This is a genomic window from Sphingobium chlorophenolicum, assembly GCF_000722875.1.
Classification (GTDB): Bacteria; Pseudomonadota; Alphaproteobacteria; order Sphingomonadales; family Sphingomonadaceae; genus Sphingobium; species Sphingobium chlorophenolicum.
This window is the reverse complement of sequence record NZ_JFHR01000030.1, coordinates 26,576-43,430: the sequence shown is the minus strand read 5'-3', so window position 1 is coordinate 43,430 and position 16,855 is coordinate 26,576. Positions and strand designations below refer to the sequence as shown.

General features: G+C 63.5%; 25 protein-coding genes. 23 read left to right on the top strand and 2 right to left on the bottom strand.

Annotation, left to right across the window (positions count from 1 at the left end; translation table 11 throughout):
• Nucleotides 1–3 precede the first annotated feature (3 nt).
• The gene (locus BV95_RS13370; RefSeq protein ID WP_037452653.1) at nucleotides 4–1,512 is read left to right on the top strand and encodes a YifB family Mg chelatase-like AAA ATPase; all 1,509 of its coding nucleotides are present in this window, start codon (nucleotides 4–6) and stop codon (nucleotides 1,510–1,512) included.
• 211 nt (nucleotides 1,513–1,723) lie between these two features.
• On the opposite strand, the gene BV95_RS13365 is transcribed toward BV95_RS13370, so the two are convergent.
• On the bottom strand, nucleotides 1,724–2,110 hold the full coding sequence (locus BV95_RS13365; protein ID WP_037452650.1) for a bactofilin family protein: 387 nt from the start codon (nucleotides 2,108–2,110) through the stop codon (nucleotides 1,724–1,726).
• Entirely contained in the window at nucleotides 2,091–3,269 is a 1,179-nt protein-coding gene (locus BV95_RS13360; RefSeq protein WP_037452714.1) for a M23 family metallopeptidase, read from the bottom strand. The genes BV95_RS13365 and BV95_RS13360 overlap by 20 nt, the downstream gene beginning before the upstream one ends.
• Nucleotides 3,270–3,704: 435 nt before the next feature.
• Between BV95_RS13360 and rpsL the strand changes: the two genes are divergently transcribed.
• The 22 genes from rpsL to rplR all read left to right on the top strand — a co-directional run bounded on the left by rpsL (nucleotide 3,705) and on the right by rplR (nucleotide 16,855).
• A complete protein-coding gene (gene rpsL / locus BV95_RS13355) occupies nucleotides 3,705–4,076 on the top strand; it encodes a 30S ribosomal protein S12 (RefSeq protein ID WP_007686591.1) in 372 nt (123 codons plus the stop codon).
• A 15-nt stretch (nucleotides 4,077–4,091) separates the two neighbouring features.
• Entirely contained in the window at nucleotides 4,092–4,562 is a 471-nt protein-coding gene (rpsG, locus tag BV95_RS13350) for a 30S ribosomal protein S7 (RefSeq protein WP_013847768.1), read from the top strand.
• A gap of 152 nt (nucleotides 4,563–4,714) precedes the next feature.
• Nucleotides 4,715–6,808, top strand: a complete 2,094-nt coding sequence (gene fusA, locus BV95_RS13345; RefSeq protein ID WP_013847767.1) for an elongation factor G — start codon at nucleotides 4,715–4,717, stop codon at nucleotides 6,806–6,808.
• Between the two features lie 134 nt (nucleotides 6,809–6,942).
• Entirely contained in the window at nucleotides 6,943–8,133 is a 1,191-nt protein-coding gene (gene tuf, locus BV95_RS13340; RefSeq protein ID WP_013847766.1) for an elongation factor Tu, read from the top strand.
• A 208-nt stretch (nucleotides 8,134–8,341) separates the two neighbouring features.
• Nucleotides 8,342–8,650, top strand: a complete 309-nt coding sequence (rpsJ, locus tag BV95_RS13335; protein WP_007686587.1) for a 30S ribosomal protein S10 — start codon at nucleotides 8,342–8,344, stop codon at nucleotides 8,648–8,650.
• 275 nt (nucleotides 8,651–8,925) lie between these two features.
• Nucleotides 8,926–9,681, top strand: a complete 756-nt coding sequence (gene rplC, locus BV95_RS13330; RefSeq protein ID WP_013847765.1) for a 50S ribosomal protein L3 — start codon at nucleotides 8,926–8,928, stop codon at nucleotides 9,679–9,681.
• Between the two features lie 2 nt (nucleotides 9,682–9,683).
• Complete coding sequence (gene rplD / locus BV95_RS13325) at nucleotides 9,684–10,307, top strand: 50S ribosomal protein L4 (RefSeq protein ID WP_013847764.1); 624 nt, start codon at nucleotides 9,684–9,686, stop codon at nucleotides 10,305–10,307.
• Nucleotides 10,300–10,617, top strand: a complete 318-nt coding sequence (locus tag BV95_RS13320) for a 50S ribosomal protein L23 (protein ID WP_013847763.1) — start codon at nucleotides 10,300–10,302, stop codon at nucleotides 10,615–10,617. Before rplD ends, BV95_RS13320 begins: the two co-directional genes overlap by 8 nt.
• A gap of 2 nt (nucleotides 10,618–10,619) precedes the next feature.
• Nucleotides 10,620–11,456, top strand: coding sequence for a 50S ribosomal protein L2 (rplB, locus tag BV95_RS13315; protein ID WP_021239761.1), 837 nt, complete (start codon nucleotides 10,620–10,622; stop codon nucleotides 11,454–11,456).
• A 5-nt stretch (nucleotides 11,457–11,461) separates the two neighbouring features.
• Nucleotides 11,462–11,740, top strand: a complete 279-nt coding sequence (gene rpsS / locus BV95_RS13310; RefSeq protein WP_021239760.1) for a 30S ribosomal protein S19 — start codon at nucleotides 11,462–11,464, stop codon at nucleotides 11,738–11,740.
• The gene (gene rplV / locus BV95_RS13305) at nucleotides 11,740–12,126 is read left to right on the top strand and encodes a 50S ribosomal protein L22 (RefSeq protein ID WP_025547267.1); all 387 of its coding nucleotides are present in this window, start codon (nucleotides 11,740–11,742) and stop codon (nucleotides 12,124–12,126) included. The genes rpsS and rplV overlap by 1 nt, the downstream gene beginning before the upstream one ends.
• A 4-nt stretch (nucleotides 12,127–12,130) precedes the next feature.
• On the top strand, nucleotides 12,131–12,826 hold the full coding sequence (gene rpsC, locus BV95_RS13300) for a 30S ribosomal protein S3 (RefSeq protein WP_013847760.1): 696 nt from the start codon (nucleotides 12,131–12,133) through the stop codon (nucleotides 12,824–12,826).
• Between the two features lie 21 nt (nucleotides 12,827–12,847).
• The gene (gene rplP, locus BV95_RS13295) at nucleotides 12,848–13,279 is read left to right on the top strand and encodes a 50S ribosomal protein L16 (RefSeq protein WP_007686573.1); all 432 of its coding nucleotides are present in this window, start codon (nucleotides 12,848–12,850) and stop codon (nucleotides 13,277–13,279) included.
• A 3-nt stretch (nucleotides 13,280–13,282) separates the two neighbouring features.
• Complete coding sequence (rpmC, locus tag BV95_RS13290; RefSeq protein WP_007686572.1) at nucleotides 13,283–13,486, top strand: 50S ribosomal protein L29; 204 nt, start codon at nucleotides 13,283–13,285, stop codon at nucleotides 13,484–13,486.
• 12 nt (nucleotides 13,487–13,498) lie between these two features.
• On the top strand, nucleotides 13,499–13,762 hold the full coding sequence (rpsQ, locus tag BV95_RS13285; protein ID WP_006960320.1) for a 30S ribosomal protein S17: 264 nt from the start codon (nucleotides 13,499–13,501) through the stop codon (nucleotides 13,760–13,762).
• Between the two features lie 177 nt (nucleotides 13,763–13,939).
• Nucleotides 13,940–14,308 (top strand): 50S ribosomal protein L14, encoded by a 369-nt coding sequence (gene rplN, locus BV95_RS13280; protein ID WP_007686569.1) that lies wholly within the window; start codon nucleotides 13,940–13,942, stop codon nucleotides 14,306–14,308.
• A complete protein-coding gene (rplX, locus tag BV95_RS13275) occupies nucleotides 14,308–14,619 on the top strand; it encodes a 50S ribosomal protein L24 (protein ID WP_037452636.1) in 312 nt (103 codons plus the stop codon). The genes rplN and rplX overlap by 1 nt, the downstream gene beginning before the upstream one ends.
• Complete coding sequence (rplE, locus tag BV95_RS13270) at nucleotides 14,619–15,191, top strand: 50S ribosomal protein L5 (protein ID WP_037452633.1); 573 nt, start codon at nucleotides 14,619–14,621, stop codon at nucleotides 15,189–15,191. Before rplX ends, rplE begins: the two co-directional genes overlap by 1 nt.
• A gap of 50 nt (nucleotides 15,192–15,241) precedes the next feature.
• Nucleotides 15,242–15,547, top strand: coding sequence for a 30S ribosomal protein S14 (gene rpsN / locus BV95_RS13265; RefSeq protein WP_007707881.1), 306 nt, complete (start codon nucleotides 15,242–15,244; stop codon nucleotides 15,545–15,547).
• A 12-nt stretch (nucleotides 15,548–15,559) separates the two neighbouring features.
• On the top strand, nucleotides 15,560–15,955 hold the full coding sequence (gene rpsH, locus BV95_RS13260) for a 30S ribosomal protein S8 (protein WP_013847757.1): 396 nt from the start codon (nucleotides 15,560–15,562) through the stop codon (nucleotides 15,953–15,955).
• Complete coding sequence (gene rplF, locus BV95_RS13255) at nucleotides 15,955–16,488, top strand: 50S ribosomal protein L6 (protein WP_007686562.1); 534 nt, start codon at nucleotides 15,955–15,957, stop codon at nucleotides 16,486–16,488. The genes rpsH and rplF overlap by 1 nt, the downstream gene beginning before the upstream one ends.
• A gap of 1 nt (nucleotide 16,489) precedes the next feature.
• A complete protein-coding gene (rplR, locus tag BV95_RS13250) occupies nucleotides 16,490–16,855 on the top strand; it encodes a 50S ribosomal protein L18 (protein WP_037452627.1) in 366 nt (121 codons plus the stop codon).

Sequence of the window (16,855 nt, the reverse complement as noted above, 5' to 3'; positions counted from 1 at the left end):
TCATTGGTTTCGACGGTATCGACGGTCGCCTATCTGGGACTGGAAGCGCGGGGCGTGGAGGTTCAGTGCCAGCTTGTTCCGGGGCTGCCCAATTTCATCGTCGTCGGTCTGCCTGACAAGGCGGTGGCCGAGAGCCGGGAGCGGGTCCGCAACGCCATTGCCGCCATCGGCCTCTCGCTGCCGCCCAAGCGGATTACGGTGAATCTTTCGCCCGCCGACCTGCCCAAGGAAGGATCGCATTTCGACCTGCCCATCGCGCTGGCCCTGCTGGGCGCGATGGGGGTGATCGATGCCGAGACGCTGGCGGGCTATGTCGTCGTTGGCGAGTTGGGGCTGGATGGCCGGATCGCGCCGACGCCCGGCGTGCTGCTCGCGGCCCTGCATGCCGGGGAGCGGGAATTGGGGCTGGTCTGCCCGGTGGCGCAGGGTGCGGAGGCGGCCTGGGCCGGGCAAGTGGAGGTGATCGCCGCGCCGGATCTGCTGACCATTCTCAACCATTTCAAGGGAACCGTCGCCCTGTCGCCGCCGCAGCCGGGCGAAGTGGAGCCGCCGGTGCGCACCGCAGACCTGCGTCAGGTGAAGGGGCAGGAGACGGCCAAGCGGGCGCTGGAGATCGCGGCGGCGGGCGGTCATAATCTGCTGATGATCGGGCCGCCCGGCGCGGGCAAGTCCCTGATGGCGAGCTGCCTGCCGGGGATATTGCCGGAACTGACGCCGGGGGAGGCGCTGGAAACATCCATGGTGGCGAGTGTCGCCGGGACGCTGGAGGGCGGGCGGATCAGCCGGGCGCGGCCCTTCCGCAATCCGCATCATAGCGCGTCCATGGCGGCGCTGGTCGGCGGCGGGCAAAAGGCGCGGCCGGGCGAGGTCAGCATGGCGCATCTGGGCGTGCTGTTCCTCGACGAATTGCCGGAATTTCAGCGGACCGTGCTGGATTCGCTACGGCAGCCGCTGGAGTCCGGCGAGGTCATAGTGGCGCGGGCGAATGCGCATGTGACCTTCCCGGCGCGGGTGCAGTTGGTGGCGGCGATGAATCCTTGCCGGTGCGGGCATCTGGGCGATCCGGCGCTGGCTTGTTCAAGGGCGCCGCGTTGCGCGGCGGATTATCAGGCGAAGGTGTCGGGGCCTTTGCTGGACCGCATCGACCTGCATGTGGAGGTGCAGGCGGTGACGGCGGCGGACCTCGTGTTGCCGCCGCCCGCCGAAGGATCGGCCGAGGTCGCTGCGCGGGTGGCGGCGGCGCGCGAGGTGCAGACGCGGCGCTATGAGGGAACGCGCGTACGGACCAATGCGGAGGTGGATGGCGAGCGGCTGGAGGATGTCGCCGGGCCGGATCAGGCCGGGCGCGAGTTGCTGGCGCAGGCCGCGGCGGCGATGAAGCTGTCGGCGCGGGGCTATACGCGGGTGCTGCGGGTGGCGCGGACCATCGCCGACCTTGCCGGAGCCGAACGGGTCGGGCGGGTGCATGTGGCGGAGGCGCTGAGTTATCGGCGGCGGGCGCCGGTGAATTGATTCGGGAGAGATAGCCGGTTTTGGCCATGAGCGGACATCAATTCCTCCCTACGCGAAGCGTGGGGAGGGGGACCGTGCGAAGCATGGTGGAGGGGAAATTGCGGAGGTCGTGCCCCATTCCCCTCCACCAGCCTTCGGCCGGTCCCCCTCCCCATCTACCGATGGGGAGGAATAGGATAGGTCCGCTTCCCACCCAAACCGGCCGTCCCGTTCAAGTCCCGCTGTCGTTGGCGATCAGCTTGAGTTCGCCTGTTGCGACCGGACCGTTTTCCTTGTGGGTGAAGCGCCCCTCGATGCGGCTGCCCGGTGCGATGGAGATGCTGGCATAGAGGACGTCACCGGTGATGCGGGCGCTGCTTTCCACCACCAGTTCCTCCGCCGTGATCGATCCGTCGACCAGCCCGGCGAGGCGCGCGCTCTGCGCCGTGACATGGCCGGTGATGCGGCTGTCCGGACCCTGCACCAGCGCGGCGCAGCTTATGTCGCCCTCCACCATGCCGTCGATGTGCAGATCCACGCTGGCGGTCAAGTTGCCGCTGATCGTCACGTCGCCGCCGATCAGGGAGAAGGGGGTGTTCTTAGCCCCGGTCGCCGACATCTGCGAGGCGCGCCGTGGCGATTTGCTGGATCTGGAGAACATCTTTGCGAGCCTCTAGGAAGCGGCGGGGATTGATGGCGTTGCCATTCACGCGCACTTCGAAATGAAGGTGCGGGCCGGTGGAGCGGCCGGTCGAGCCCATGCGGGCGATCTTTTCCCCGCGCGCGACCGACTGGCCGATACGGGCGTCGAAGCGGGACAAATGGGCATAGCGGGTCATCAGGCCGTTGCCGTGCGTGACCTCCACCACATTGCCATATCCGCTGCGCTGGCCGACAAAGCTGACCTTGCCGGACGCTGCGGCCAGGATTGGCTGGCCCATGCTACCGGGGAAATCCAGCCCGGCGTGGAAGGCGGCATGGCCGTTGAACGGATCGCTGCGATAGCCGTAGCTGCTGCTGAGCATCGGTGTGGCGGTGGGCTTGCCGGAAGGGATGGCAAGCAGGCTGGCTTCTAGGAATTCCATGCGGGACAGCGCCTGGGCCAGCTTTTCGAACTCGTCTGGCATCGCGTCCTGCCCTTCCCACGGGACGAAGGGTCCGCCCTGGGAGCGGGCGGCCTTCCGCGCGAGGCTGTCGGGGTTAAGGCCGAAGCTGCGGATCGCGGCGGCGGCCTTGTCGGCGCGCTGCTGCACGGCATTGGTCAACAGGGCAGCAAAGCGGCGCTGGCGCGCGTCGATCTTGAGCAGCGGGGCGGCTTCGGGGGCGGCGCTGATCTTGGTGTCCAGCTTGTGCGCGCCTGTTTTGGTCTGTGCATCGGCTTTGCCGACTATATTTGGGGCAGGAGCCGCATCCTCCTTGCCAAAATGGGTGCGGTAGAGGTCGTCCATGAAATCCTGCCGCTCCTCCAACTCCTGGGCGAGTTGGTCGACGGACTTGCGATAGGTGGCGACCTGGCTGGCGGCGGTGGCGACGGCCTTGCCCTGGGCGGCAAGGGAGGCGCGCTCCTGTTCGGCCTTGGCGCTGCCGACGGCCATGGATAAGGTGAGACCGGACCCGCCGATCAGTGCGCAGGAAAGAAGGGAGGCGGCGGCCAATTGGGCCCTGCGCGAAATCCGGATGAACTTCACCTGGCCGCCGGAGCGCAGGAAAATCTCCCGTTCCGGGCACAATTTCGCGCACTGGGCAGTCATCCTGGCCCAGAGGCGTGCTGCCCCCATCTTGCTCTGCTGCGACAATTGCGACCCCGATCTTTTGCTGAACGGGGCGCTAACAAAAGGAATCGAGTCGCGCGAATCCGGGAAAGCGGACTCGTGACGAGTCGAACGATCGACGGGACGAAACGTGGATTCGTGATTTTGGTTCCGGCGGATCCGAAAAATTTCCGGAAGGGGAGGGCGGCTTCCACCCGGCCTGTCTCGTCCTTGACCCGTGGCCGCCGCATGGCTATAGGCGCGCCAGCCCAAAGGCCCGGAATGGACGGATTCGTCCGCACCCGATCCGGCTCTGGGGGCGTCAGAGCTGAACATTGCCGGTGCTCTTGCGGCTCCGGGCGGGTTTCCGCCGGGGCTTTTGCTGTTTGGAGGCGATTCGCCTTTTGGACGGCAAGGAACGCGGGAATGCAGGTAAAGTAACTGAAAAAGGTGAAGGGCTTCATGCCAACGATCAACCAGTTGGTCCGCAAGGGCCGCGAACTGCAGAAGACCAAGTCGAAGGTCCCTGCGATGGAGGCGAACCCGCAGAAGCGCGGCGTTTGCACCCGCGTCTATACGACGACCCCGAAGAAGCCGAACTCGGCTCTCCGCAAGGTGGCGAAGGTGCGTCTGGTCAACCAGCGCGAAGTCATCACCTATATTCCGGGCGAAGGCCACAATCTTCAGGAGCACAGCGTCGTGCTGATCCGCGGCGGCCGCGTGCGCGACCTTCCCGGTGTGCGCTATCACGTGCTGCGCGGCGTTCTGGATACCCAGGGCGTCAAGGACCGCAAGCAGAGCCGTTCGAAGTACGGCGCCAAGCGTCCGAAGTAAGGGGAGACCAGAAACATGTCACGTCGTCGTCGCCCCGAAAAGCGCGTTATCCTGCCCGATCCCAAGTTCGGCGATATCGTGCTGTCGAAGTTCATGAACAGCATCATGCAGGACGGCAAGAAGGCCGTCGCCGAGTCCATCGTCTACGGTGCGCTCGAAACCGTCGAAGCGAAGTCCAAGAAGGACCCGATCGGCATGTTCCATGACGCGCTGAACAATGTGAAGCCCGGCATCGAAGTCCGCAGCCGCCGCGTCGGCGGTGCGACCTACCAGGTCCCCGTCGAGGTGCGCCCGGAGCGCGCCCAGGCGCTGGCGATCCGCTGGCTGATCACCGCTTCGCGCAACCGCAGCGAAACCACCATGGCCGCCCGCCTTTCGGGCGAGCTGCTGGACGCCGCCAACAACCGCGGCAATGCCGTCAAGAAGCGCGAAGACACGCACCGCATGGCGGAAGCGAACCGCGCCTTCTCGCACTACCGCTGGTAAAGAAGAGCGGGCGCCCCGGTGCCCGCTTTTTCCATCTGGTTTTGAATATCGGTCCGTTCGCCGTGGGACTACCCATGGCGGACGGATTGGTTTAGGGGCCAGCCGCAAGACTCATTCACTCACCGCCGGCGCGCCGGCAACGGAGAAGCATCATGGCCCGCAGCCATCCGCTCGAACGCTATCGCAATTTCGGTATCATGGCGCATATCGACGCCGGCAAGACCACCACGACCGAGCGTATCCTTTACTACACCGGCAAGTCCTACAAGATCGGCGAAGTCCATGACGGCGCCGCCACCATGGACTGGATGGAGCAGGAGCAGGAGCGTGGCATCACCATCACGTCGGCTGCGACGACCTGCGTGTGGAAGGCCGAAGAGGGCAAGGGCCCCGAGCATCGTCTGAACATCATCGATACTCCCGGCCACGTCGACTTCACCATCGAAGTCGAGCGTTCGCTGCGCGTGCTGGACGGCGCGGTCGCCGCGTTCGACGGCGTTGCCGGCGTTGAGCCGCAGTCGGAAACCGTGTGGCGTCAGGCGGACAAGTACAAGGTGCCGCGGATGTGCTTCATCAACAAGCTCGACCGCACCGGCGCCAACTTCTATTATTGCGTGCAGACGATCATCGACCGTCTGGGCGCCACCCCGGCCGTCCTGTACCTCCCCATCGGTGCGGAATCGGACTTCAAGGGTCTCGTCGACCTGGTCGAGAATCGCGCGATCATCTGGAAGGACGAGAATCTGGGCGCCGAATTCTCCTATGAGGAAATTCCGGCCGATCTCGCCGACAAGGCTGCCGAATATCGCGAAAAGCTGATCGAACTCGCCGTCGAACAGGACGACGAGGTGATGGAAGCCTATCTGGAGGGCAATGAGCCCGATACCGCCACGCTCAAGAAGCTGATCCGCAAGGGCACGCTCAACCAGTCGTTCGTGCCGGTGCTTTGCGGTTCGGCGTTCAAGAACAAGGGCGTGCAGCCCCTGCTCGACGCGGTCGTCGATTACCTGCCTTCGCCGCTCGACATCGAAGACGTGCAGGGCATCAATCCCGACACCGAGCAGCCCGATAGCCGCGCGACGGCGGACGACGCGCCCTTCTCCGGCCTGGCGTTCAAGATCATGAACGATCCGTTCGTCGGCTCGCTGACCTTCCTGCGCGTTTATTCGGGCACCCTGACCAAGGGTACCTATCTGAACTCGGTCAAGGACAAGAAGGAAAAGATCGGTCGCATGCTGCTGATGCATGCCAACAGCCGCGAAGACATCGAGGCGGCTTATGCGGGCGATATCGTTGCGCTGGCCGGCATGAAGGAAACCACCACGGGCGATACGCTGTGCGCCGAGCGTCAGCCGATCATCCTGGAGCGGATGGAATTCCCCGAGCCGGTGATCGAACTGTCGGTGGAGCCGAAGACTAAGGCCGACCAGGAGAAGATGGGCGTCGCGCTCAACCGCCTGGCCGCCGAGGATCCGTCCTTCCGCGTCACGACCGATCACGAATCGGGCCAGACCATCATCAAGGGCATGGGCGAACTTCACCTCGAAATCCTGGTCGACCGCATGAAGCGCGAGTTCAAGGTCGAGGCGAATGTCGGCGCGCCGCAGGTGGCCTATCGCGAATATCTGAAGAAGCCGGTCGACATCGACTACACCCACAAGAAGCAGTCGGGCGGCACCGGCCAGTTCGGCCGCATCAAGGTGAAGCTGACGCCGGGCGAGCGCGGCGCGGGCATTATCTTCAAGGACGAAATCAAGGGCGGCAATATTCCCAAGGAATATATTCCCGCGATCGAAAAGGGCATGCGCGAAACGGCGGCCACCGGCTCGCTCATTGGCTTCCCGATCATTGACTTCGAAATCCTGCTCTATGACGGCGCGTACCACGACGTCGACTCGTCGGCGCTGGCGTTCGAAATCACGGGCCGCGCCGCGATGCGCGAAGCGGCTCAGAAGTCGGGCATCACCCTGCTTGAGCCGGTCATGAAGGTCGAGGTCGTCACTCCGGAGGAATATCTGGGCGACGTCATCGGCGACATGAACAGCCGTCGCGGCCAGATCCAGGGCACCGACACCCGCGGCAACGCGCAGGTGGTGGAAGCCATGGTCCCGCTGGCCAACATGTTCGGCTATGTGAACTCGCTGCGTTCCTTCACCCAGGGCCGCGCGAACTACTCGATGATCTTCTCCCACTATGACGAAGTGCCGCAGAATGTGGCGGACGAAGTCAAGGCGAAGATGGCCTGAAGAATCCTCTGACCGAACCGGGCAACCGGTTCGGTTAGGGCTGGTAATCTGTAAATTTGCTGCTATGGACGCGCCTTCGCGAGGCGCGGCCGAGCGGTCAGACCAAAGCTGATTTGATTAGAAGGTAGGATAAAATGGCTAAGGCTAAGTTTGAGCGGAACAAGCCGCACTGCAACATCGGCACCATCGGTCACGTCGACCATGGCAAGACCTCGCTGACCGCGGCGATCACCAAGGTGCTCGCCGAAACCGGCGGCGCGACCTTCGTCGACTATGCCAACATCGACAAGGCTCCCGAAGAGCGCGAGCGCGGCATCACCATCTCGACCGCCCACGTCGAATATGAGACCGAAGCCCGTCACTACGCGCACGTCGACTGCCCGGGTCACGCTGACTACGTCAAGAACATGATCACCGGCGCGGCCCAGATGGACGGCGCGATCCTCGTCGTTTCGGCCACCGACGGCCCGATGCCGCAGACCCGCGAGCACATTCTGCTCGCCCGCCAGGTCGGCGTGCCGCAGCTCGTCGTGTTCATGAACAAGGTTGACCTGGTCGACGACGCCGAAATCCTCGAGCTGGTCGAGCTGGAAATCCGCGAGCTGCTGTCGTCCTACGACTTCGACGGCGACAACATCCCCGTCATCCCCGGCTCGGCCGTGAAGGCGCTGGACGGTTCGAACGACGAAATCGGCAAGAATGCCGTTCTCAAGCTGATGGCTGCCGTCGACTCGTTCATCCCGCAGCCGGAGCGTCCGATCGACAAGCCCTTCCTGATGCCGATCGAAGACGTGTTCTCGATCTCGGGTCGCGGCACCGTCGTGACCGGCCGCGTCGAGACCGGCATCGTCAAGGTTGGTGAAGAAGTCGAAATCGTCGGCATCAAGGACACCCGCAAGACCACCGTCACTGGCGTGGAAATGTTCCGCAAGCTGCTCGACGAAGGTCGCGCTGGCGACAATATCGGCGCGCTGATCCGTGGCGTGGGCCGTGAAGAAGTCGAGCGTGGCCAGGTTCTGGCCAAGCCCGGCACCATCACCCCGCACACCGAATTCGACGCGGAAGTCTACGTCCTGTCGAAGGAAGAAGGCGGTCGTCATACCCCGTTCTTCGCCAACTATCGTCCGCAGTTCTACTTCCGCACCACTGACGTGACCGGCGAAGTGATCCTGCCCGAAGGCACCGAGATGGTCATGCCCGGCGACAATGTGAAGCTGAACATCAAGCTGATCGCTCCGATCGCCATGGATCAGGGTCTGCGCTTCGCTATCCGCGAAGGCGGCCGCACCGTCGGCGCAGGGGTTGTCGGCACGATCTCGAAGTAATATAGGACCGCAGCGGCGCGAATCGCCTGATTCGCGCCGCTAGGTTTTTTAACCGCCCCGGATCGCCTTTCTCCGGCTCTCATGAGCTAGAAGGGCAAGAAACGGGGCGGTAAATTTTTGTTGGCGCATTTTCGCAAATCATCGGCTGCTCCGGCTGATTTTTGAAAATGCTCCGGTTTTTTGGCTCTTTCGCATCGGTACAGGAACAATGGACAGCAACATCCGCATTCGCCTCAAGGCGTTCGATCATCGCGTGCTTGATCAGGCGACCGGCGACATCGCCGACACCGCTCGCCGCACCGGCGCCCTTATCCGCGGTCCGATTCCCCTTCCGACGCGCATCGAAAAGTTCACGGTCAACCGTGGTCCGCACATCGACAAGAAGTCGCGCGAGCAGTTCGAAGTCCGCACCTACAAGCGCATGCTTGACATTGTGCAGCCGACGCCGCAGACGGTTGACGCGCTGATGAAGCTGGACTTGGCTGCCGGCGTGAACGTCGAAATCAAGCTGGCCTAAACGCCGGCAAGTCCCTGCTTTTCTTTGGGAAGGCAGGGTATCGGGTATTCCGGCTTGCCGGAAGCTCAAAAGACACAGGGATACCGCACGGCCTGATTCCGGTGAGCCGGTCAGGCGCGTGGTCCTGGTCCCCCGTCGCTGGTCCCGCCTAGGGGTCGGCATCCAACCCGGACGGGGTGATCTATATTTGGGTTGGGCCGCGAAGGAGAAATCCTGAGCGGTTTTTTCGTTGGATACGCCCGCTGCTAAGGCGGGCCTCTATGGGAGTAACAGTGATGCGCACAGGCGTGATCGCTAAGAAAGTCGGGATGACCCGTCTGTTCCAGGAGGACGGACGACATATTCCGGTTACGGTTCTGGCCCTTGAGGGCAATCAGGTCGTAGCCCGCAAGGAAGTCGAACGTGACGGTTATGTCGCCGTTCAGCTTGGTGCGGGCGTCGCGAAGGTCAAGAATGTCGCCAAGCCGCAGCGCGGCCACTTCGCCAAGGCGGAAGTGGAGCCGAAGGCGCGTCTGGTCGAATTCCGTGTCGCCGAGGACGCGCTCCTCGATGTCGGCGCCGAGATCGCGGCCGATCATTTCATCGCCGGCCAGTTGGTCGACGTCGCCGGTCACACCCAGGGTAAGGGTTTCGCCGGCGCCATGAAGCGCTGGGGCTTCGGCGGTATGCGCGCCACCCACGGCGTGTCCATCAGCCACCGTGCCCATGGTTCGACCGGTAACCGCCAGGATCCGGGCCGCGTCTTCAAGAACAAGAAGATGGCCGGTCACATGGGCGACCGCGAGCGGACTCAGCAGAACCTCGAAATCGTTCGCACGGACGTCGAGCGCGGCCTGCTGTTCGTCAAGGGCAGCGTTCCGGGCGCCAAGGGTACCTGGCTGACCGTCAGCGACGCCGTCAAGGTGAAGCGTCCGGCGGACGCGCCGTATCCGGCAAGCCTGAAGCAGGCTGCCAACAGCAACAACGCTCCGGCTGAAACGCCCGCTGAAGAAGCGGCTGCGCCCGAAGCGACCGAAGGCCAGGAGGGCTAATCATGAAGGTCAATGTACAGACCCTCGACGCGCAGGCCGCCGGTGATCTGGAGCTGAACGATGCCGTGTTCGGCGTCGAGCCCCGCACCGACATTCTGCACCGCGTCGTCCTCTGGCAGCTCGAAAAGCGCCGGGCTCCCACCCGCGCCACCCGCGAGCGTTCGGACGTCGCCCGCACTGGCAAGAAGTTCGGTCGTCAGAAGGGTGGCGGTACCGCCCGTCACGGCGACCGCAAGGCGCCCGTGTTCATCGGCGGCGGTAAGGCGCACGGTGCCCGTGCCCGCACCTTCGGTCACGACCTCAACAAGAAGGTTCGCGCGCTCGGCCTGAAAATGGCCCTGTCGACGAAGGCCAAGAACGGCTCGCTGATTGTGCTCGACAATCTCGACGTGGCGGAAGGTAAGACCAAGGCTTTGGTCGCGCACCTCGCCAAGCTGAACCTCAACAAGGCGCTGTTCATCGACGGTGACGCGGTAAATGTCAGCTTCGCGAAGGCTTCGGCGAACATCGTCGGCGTGAACCTGTTGCCGGCCGTCGGCGCCAATGTCTACGACATCCTTAGGGCGGATTCGCTGGTGCTGACGCGCGCCGCGGTCGAAAAGCTGGAGGCGCGTTTCAATGGCTAAGAAGGAAGCCGCGACCGTGGACAACCGTCATTATGACGTCGTCGTCGCGCCGGTCATCACCGAGAAGTCGACCCTTCTCTCCGAGAATAACGCCGTGGTCTTCAAGGTCGCCAATGATGCGTCCAAGCCGGAGATCAAGGCCGCCGTCGAAGCCATTTGGGGCGTGACCGTCAAGAGCGTGAACACGCTGGTCGCCAAGGGCAAGACGAAGCGCTGGAAGGGCAAGCCCTACACGCGTTCGGACGTGAAGAAGGCGATCGTTCGCCTGGCTGACGGCCAGTCGATCGACATCACCGAAGGAGTGCGCTGACCATGGCGCTTAAGAGCTACAACCCGACGAGCCCGGCCCAGCGCGGCCTGATCCTCGTCGATCGCAGCGGTTTGCACAAGGGTAAGCCCGTCAAGGCGCTGACCGAAGGCAAGCGCAAGACCGGCGGCCGCAACAACAAGGGTCATGTGACCTCGCGCGGCATCGCCGGCGGTCACAAGCAGCGTTACCGCATCATCGACTTCAAGCGTCGCCTGTGGGACGTCGAAGGCACGGTCGAGCGTCTGGAATATGACCCCAACCGCACCGCCTTCATCGCGCTGGTCAACTATCCCGACGGCACCCAGGCCTATATCCTGGCGCCGCAGCGTCTGGCTCCGGGTGACAAGGTCGTCGCGGGCAAGAAAACCGACGTGAAGCCGGGCAATGCGATGGAACTGGGCCAGATGCCGGTCGGCACCATCATCCACAATATCGAGATGAAGCCGGGCAAGGGCGGTCAGCTCTGCCGTTCGGCGGGCACCTATGCCCAGCTCGTCGGCCGCGATCGCGGCATGGTGATGGTCCGCCTGTCTTCGGGTGAGCAGCGCTACATCCGTTCGGACTGCATGGGCACCGTGGGCGCCGTGTCGAACCCGGACAATGCCAACACCAATCTCGCCAAGGCCGGCCGCAACCGCTGGCTGGGCAAGCGTCCGCTGACGCGCGGCGTGGCGAAGAACCCGGTCGACCACCCGCATGGCGGTGGTGAAGGCCGGACCTCCGGTGGCCGTCATCCTGTGACGCCCTGGGGCAAGCCGACCAAGGGTGCCCGCACCCGCCACAACAAGGCGACGGACAAGTTCATCATCCGTAGCCGCCACGCGAAGAAGAAGAGGTAAGCGAGATGGCTCGTTCCGTCTGGAAAGGTCCGTTCGTGGACCTCAGCCTTCTGAAGAAGGCGGAAGTCGCTCAGGATGCCGGTGGCCGTGCTGGTCCGATCAAGACCTGGTCGCGCCGTTCCACCATCCTGCCACAGTTCGTCGGCCTGACGTTCAACGTCTATAATGGCCGCAAGCATGTGCCGGTCTCGGTGAACGAGGACATGGTGGGTCACAAGCTGGGCGAATTCGCCCCGACCCGCTACTTCCCCGGCCACGCCGCCGACAAGAAGGGCAAGCGCTAATGAGCAAGGAAAAGGCTCCCCGTCGCGTCGCCGACAATGAGGCGCTGGCCGTCGGCACGCAGATCCGCGGTTCGGCCCAGAAGCTGAACCTTGTCGCCACGCTCATCCGCGGCCGCAAGGTCGAGGACGCGCTGAACATCCTCGCTTTCTCGAAGAAGGCGATGGCGGTCGACGTGCGCAAGGTGCTGGCCTCGGCCATCGCCAATGCGGAAAACAACCACAATCTGGACGTCGACTCGCTGGTCGTCGCGGAAGCATCGGTGGGCAAGAGCTTCACCATGAAGCGCTTCCACGCTCGCGGCCGCGGCAAGTCGACCCGGATCCTGAAGCCCTTCAGCCGCGTGCGCATCGTCGTTCGCGAAGCGGCCGAAGAAGCGGAGGCGTAAGACTATGGGTCACAAGAGCAATCCGATCGGTCTGCGCCTGCAGATCAACCGTACCTGGGACAGCCGCTGGTTCGCGGAGGGCGCCGACTATGGCCGCCTGCTGCTGGAGGATCTGAAGATCCGCCAGTATATCATGAAGAACCTGCCGCAGGCCGCGATCTCCAAGGTGGTGATCGAGCGTCCCGCCAAGCTGTGCCGCGTATCGATCTACGCTGCCCGTCCCGGTGTCATCATCGGCAAGAAGGGCGCGGACATCGAAAAGCTGCGCAAGAAGCTGGGCAGCCTGACCTCTTCGGACGTCAGCCTGAACATCGTCGAAATCCGCAAGCCGGAAGTCGATTCCAAGCTCGTCGCGCAGGGCATCGCCGATCAGCTTGAGCGCCGCGTGGCGTTCCGGCGCGCGATGAAGCGCGCGGTGCAGTCGGCCCTGCGTCTCGGTGCCGAAGGCATCAAGATCACCTGCGGCGGCCGTCTGGGCGGCGCGGAGATCGCCCGCGTGGAATGGTATCGCGAAGGCCGCGTTCCGTTGCACACGCTGCGTGCGAATGTCGACTATGCCGAAGCCGAGGCGCACACCGCCTATGGCGTTTGCGGCATCAAGGTCTGGATCTTCAAGGGCGAAATCCTTGGCCACGATCCGATGGCTACCGACCGGCTGATGCTGGAGGCTCAGACCTCCGGCGTGCGCCCGGCGCGCTGAGAATAGGGTAGGTATAGCGTCATGCTGCAACCGAAAAAAATGAAGTTCCGCAAGACCTTCAAGGGCCGGATCAAGGGCGACGCCAAGGGCGGTTCGGCTCTGAACTTCGGCGCCTATGGTCTGAAGGCGCTGGAACCCGAGCGCGTCACCGCGCGCCAGATCGAGGCGGCCCGCCGCGCGATCCAGCGTCACCTTCGCCGTCAGGGCCGTCTGTGGATCCGCGTGTTCCCCGACGTGCCGGTTTCCAAGAAGCCTGCCGAAGTCCGTCAGGGCAAGGGCAAGGGTTCGGTCGAATATTGGGCAGCTCGCGTCAAGCCGGGCCGCATCCTGTTCGAACTGGACGGCGTGCCCGGCCCGCTCGCAGCAGAGGCTTTCTCGCGCGCCGCGATGAAGCTGCCGATCAAGACGAAGGTTGTCGCTCGCCTCGGCGACACCTCCCACCTGGAGGGCTAAGCCGTGGCGAATGTTGCCGACCTCAAGACCAAGACGGACGACGAACTGTCGACCGAACTCAACAACCTGAAGCGCGAGCAGTTCAACCTGCGTTTCCAGGCGGCCACCAACCAGCTCGAAAAGCCGAGCCGGGTGCGTGAAGTCCGCCGGTCGATCGCGCAGATCAAGACCCTGCAATCCGAGCGTTCGCGCTCGGTCGCGAAGTAAAGGAAACACACGATGCCCAAGCGCGTGCTGACGGGAACGGTGGTTTCCGACAAGACCGACAAGACGGTGGTGGTTCGCGTGGAGCGCAAGGTTAAGCATGCGCTCTACGGCAAGATCATCCGCCGCTCGAAGAAGTACCATGCCCATGACGAGGGCAATGTCTACAAGGAAGGCGAAACGGTCCGCATCGAGGAGACCGCTCCGATTTCCAAGCTCAAGACCTGGAAGGTCATCGAGCGCGTGGACACCCACAAGTCGCCGGAAACGGCTGCTTAAGGGAGGCTCGCTGAGCCTTTGGATTAAAAGTGTCGCGCGGGGCTGGCCTTTTCCTCTGGGAAAGGGTACAGGCCCGCGCTTCGCGTAGAGTCAAAGGTTCGGCTGAGGACTCTAGGCTGTGAAATTCGGAACCGCCGGGAATTGCCCCGGTAGGCCAAATAAGAAGGAACCGGATCAATGATCCAGATGCAATCCAATCTTGACGTCGCTGACAACAGCGGCGCCAAGCGCGTCCAGTGCATCAAGGTGCTGGGCGGCTCGAAGCGTCGCTTCGCGAGCGTGGGCGACATCATCGTCGTCTCGATCAAGGAAGCAGCGCCTCGTGGCAAGGTGAAGAAGGGTGACGTGCACCGCGCCGTCATCGTGCGCACCGCCAAGGACGTGCGTCGCGCTGACGGCAGCGTGATTCGCTTCGACGGCAATGCCGCTGTGCTGATCAACAAGAACGAGGAGCCCATCGGCACCCGTATCTTTGGCCCGGTCGTTCGCGAACTGCGCGCCAAGAAGCACATGAAGATCATCTCGCTCGCCCCTGAGGTGCTGTAATGAGCGCTGCGAAGATCAAGAAGGGCGACAAGGTCGTCATCCTGGCCGGCAAGGACAAGGGCCGCACCGGCGCCGTCCTGCAGGTGCTGCCCAAGGACGACAAGGTCCTGGTGGAAGGCATCAACTTGCATGTGCGCCATCGCAAGCCCGACCAGGCGAACCCGCAGGGCGGCATCGAGCGCAAGCCCGCGCCGCTCCACATTTCGAACGTCGCTGTCGCCGACAAGGATGGCAAGCCGACCCGCGTCCGTTTCGAGGATCGCGACGGCAAGAAGGTCCGCGTCGCCGTCAAGTCCGGTGAGGTGCTGTAATGAGCGACAAGTACACTCCGCGCTCGAAGGCGCTCTATGACGCCGAAATCGCCAAGGCGATGACCGCCAAGTTCGGTTACAAGAACGTCATGGAAGTGCCGAAGATCGAGAAGATCACGCTCAACATGGGCGTTGGCGAAGCCACCCAGGACAAGAAGAAGGTGACTTCGGCGGCCGAGGAAATGGAATTGATCGCCGGCCAGAAGCCGGTCATCACCAAGGCCCGCAAGTCGATCGCGCAGTTCAAGCTGCGTGAAGGCATGCCGATTGGCGCCAAGGTCACGCTGCGCCGCGAGCGCATGTATGAATTCCTGGATCGTCTGATCAACATCGCGTTGCCCCGCGTGCGCGACTTCCGTGGTCTGAACCCGAAGAGCTTCGACGGCCGCGGCAACTATGCCTTCGGCATCAAGGAGCAGATCATCTTCCCGGAGATCAACTATGACCGCATCGACAAGGTGCGCGGCATGGATATCATCGTGACCACCACGGCGAAGACGGACGAGGAAGCGCGCGAACTGCTGCGTCTCTTCGGCTTCCCCTTCCCGCTCGAAGAGAAGCAGGCGGCCTGAAACGGCCCCGCTTCTCTTTCCGACAAACCCAAGGAAAGAGAACTTAAGTCATGGCGAAACTGAGTTCGATCAACAAGAACGAGCGTCGCAAGAAGCTGGTGAAGAAGTACGCCGGCCGTTACGCGAAGCTCAAGGCGATCGCGAATGATACCGCGGCCGATGACAGCGATCGTCTGATCGCGCGTCTGAAGATGGCGGAGATCCCGCGCAACGGCAACCCGACCCGCGTTCGGAACCGCTGCGAACTGACGGGGCGTCCCCGCGCATATTACCGCAAATTCCGTCTCTGCCGCGTGCAGCTGCGTGATCTGGCCAACAAGGGCCTGATCCCCGGCGTCACCAAGTCGAGCTGGTAAGGATCATTTGAAATGGCATTGACCGATCCCCTGGGTGATATGCTCACCCGCATCCGCAACGGGCAGCAGGCGAAGAAGGACAGCGTTATGTCCCCCGCTTCGAAGCTCCGTGCCCGCGTGCTCGACGTGCTGCAGCGCGAAGGCTATATCCGTGGCTATTCCGAGGAACTGCTCGGCAATCATCCCGGCCTGCGCATCGAGCTGAAATATTTCGAAGGCCAGCCGGCGATCAAGCATGTCGCCCGCGTGTCCAAGCCGGGCCGCCGCGTTTACTCCGGTTCCAAGGAACTGCCGGTAATCCGCAATGGCCTGGGCATCACCATTGTCTCGACGCCCCGCGGCGTTCTGTCCGACGCCGAAGCGCGTGAGCAGAATGTCGGCGGCGAAGTGCTGGCGGAGGTGTTCTGATGAGCCGTACTGGTAAGAAGCCGGTTGCCGTCCCCGCGGGCGTCACCGCCGCCATCGCCGACGGTCAGCTTTCGGTGAAGGGGCCCAAGGGCACCCTGTCGCTGCCGCTGGCCGACGAAGTGACCTACAGCATCGAGGAAGGCTCGATTGCCGTGAAGCCTGCGAACGACAGCAAGCGCGCCCGCGCTTTCTGGGGCATGCAGCGCACGCTGATCGCGAACCTGATCACCGGCGTGACCGAGGGCTTCTCGAAGAAGCTGCTCATCACCGGTGTCGGCTACCGCGCCAACGCCCAGGGCAAGACCCTGAAGCTGCAGCTCGGCTATTCGCATGACGTCGACTTCGCGGTGCCCGAAGGCATCGAGATCAAGACCCCGGACAACACCACGGTCGAGATCAGCGGCATCGACAAGCAGAAGGTGGGTCAGGTTGCCGCCGAGATCCGCCGCTGGCGCAAGCCCGAGCCCTATAAGGGCAAGGGCATCAAGTACGCCGGCGAGTTCATCTTCCGCAAGGAAGGGAAGAAGAAGTAAGATGGCAAAGCTTTCCCTCTTCGCGCGGCGTCGTCGCCGCGTTCGCACCGCGCTCAAGGCTGTTTCGGGCCACAAGCCCCGCCTTAGCGTCCACCGTTCGGGCCGTCACATCTACGCCCAGGTCATCGACGACGCGCAGGGCAAGACCCTGGCGTCGGCCTCGACCCTGGACAAGGCTGTGGGTTCGAAGGCTCTGGGCAAGACCGGCGCCTCCTCCGAAGCCGCTGCCGATGTCGGCAAGCGCGTTGCCGCTGCGGCGACCGCCGCCGGCGTCACCAAGGTCGTGTTCGATCGTGGTGGCTTCCTGTTCCATGGCCGCGTCAAGGCGCTGGCCGATGCGGCCCGTGAAGCCGGGCTGGAGTTCTGA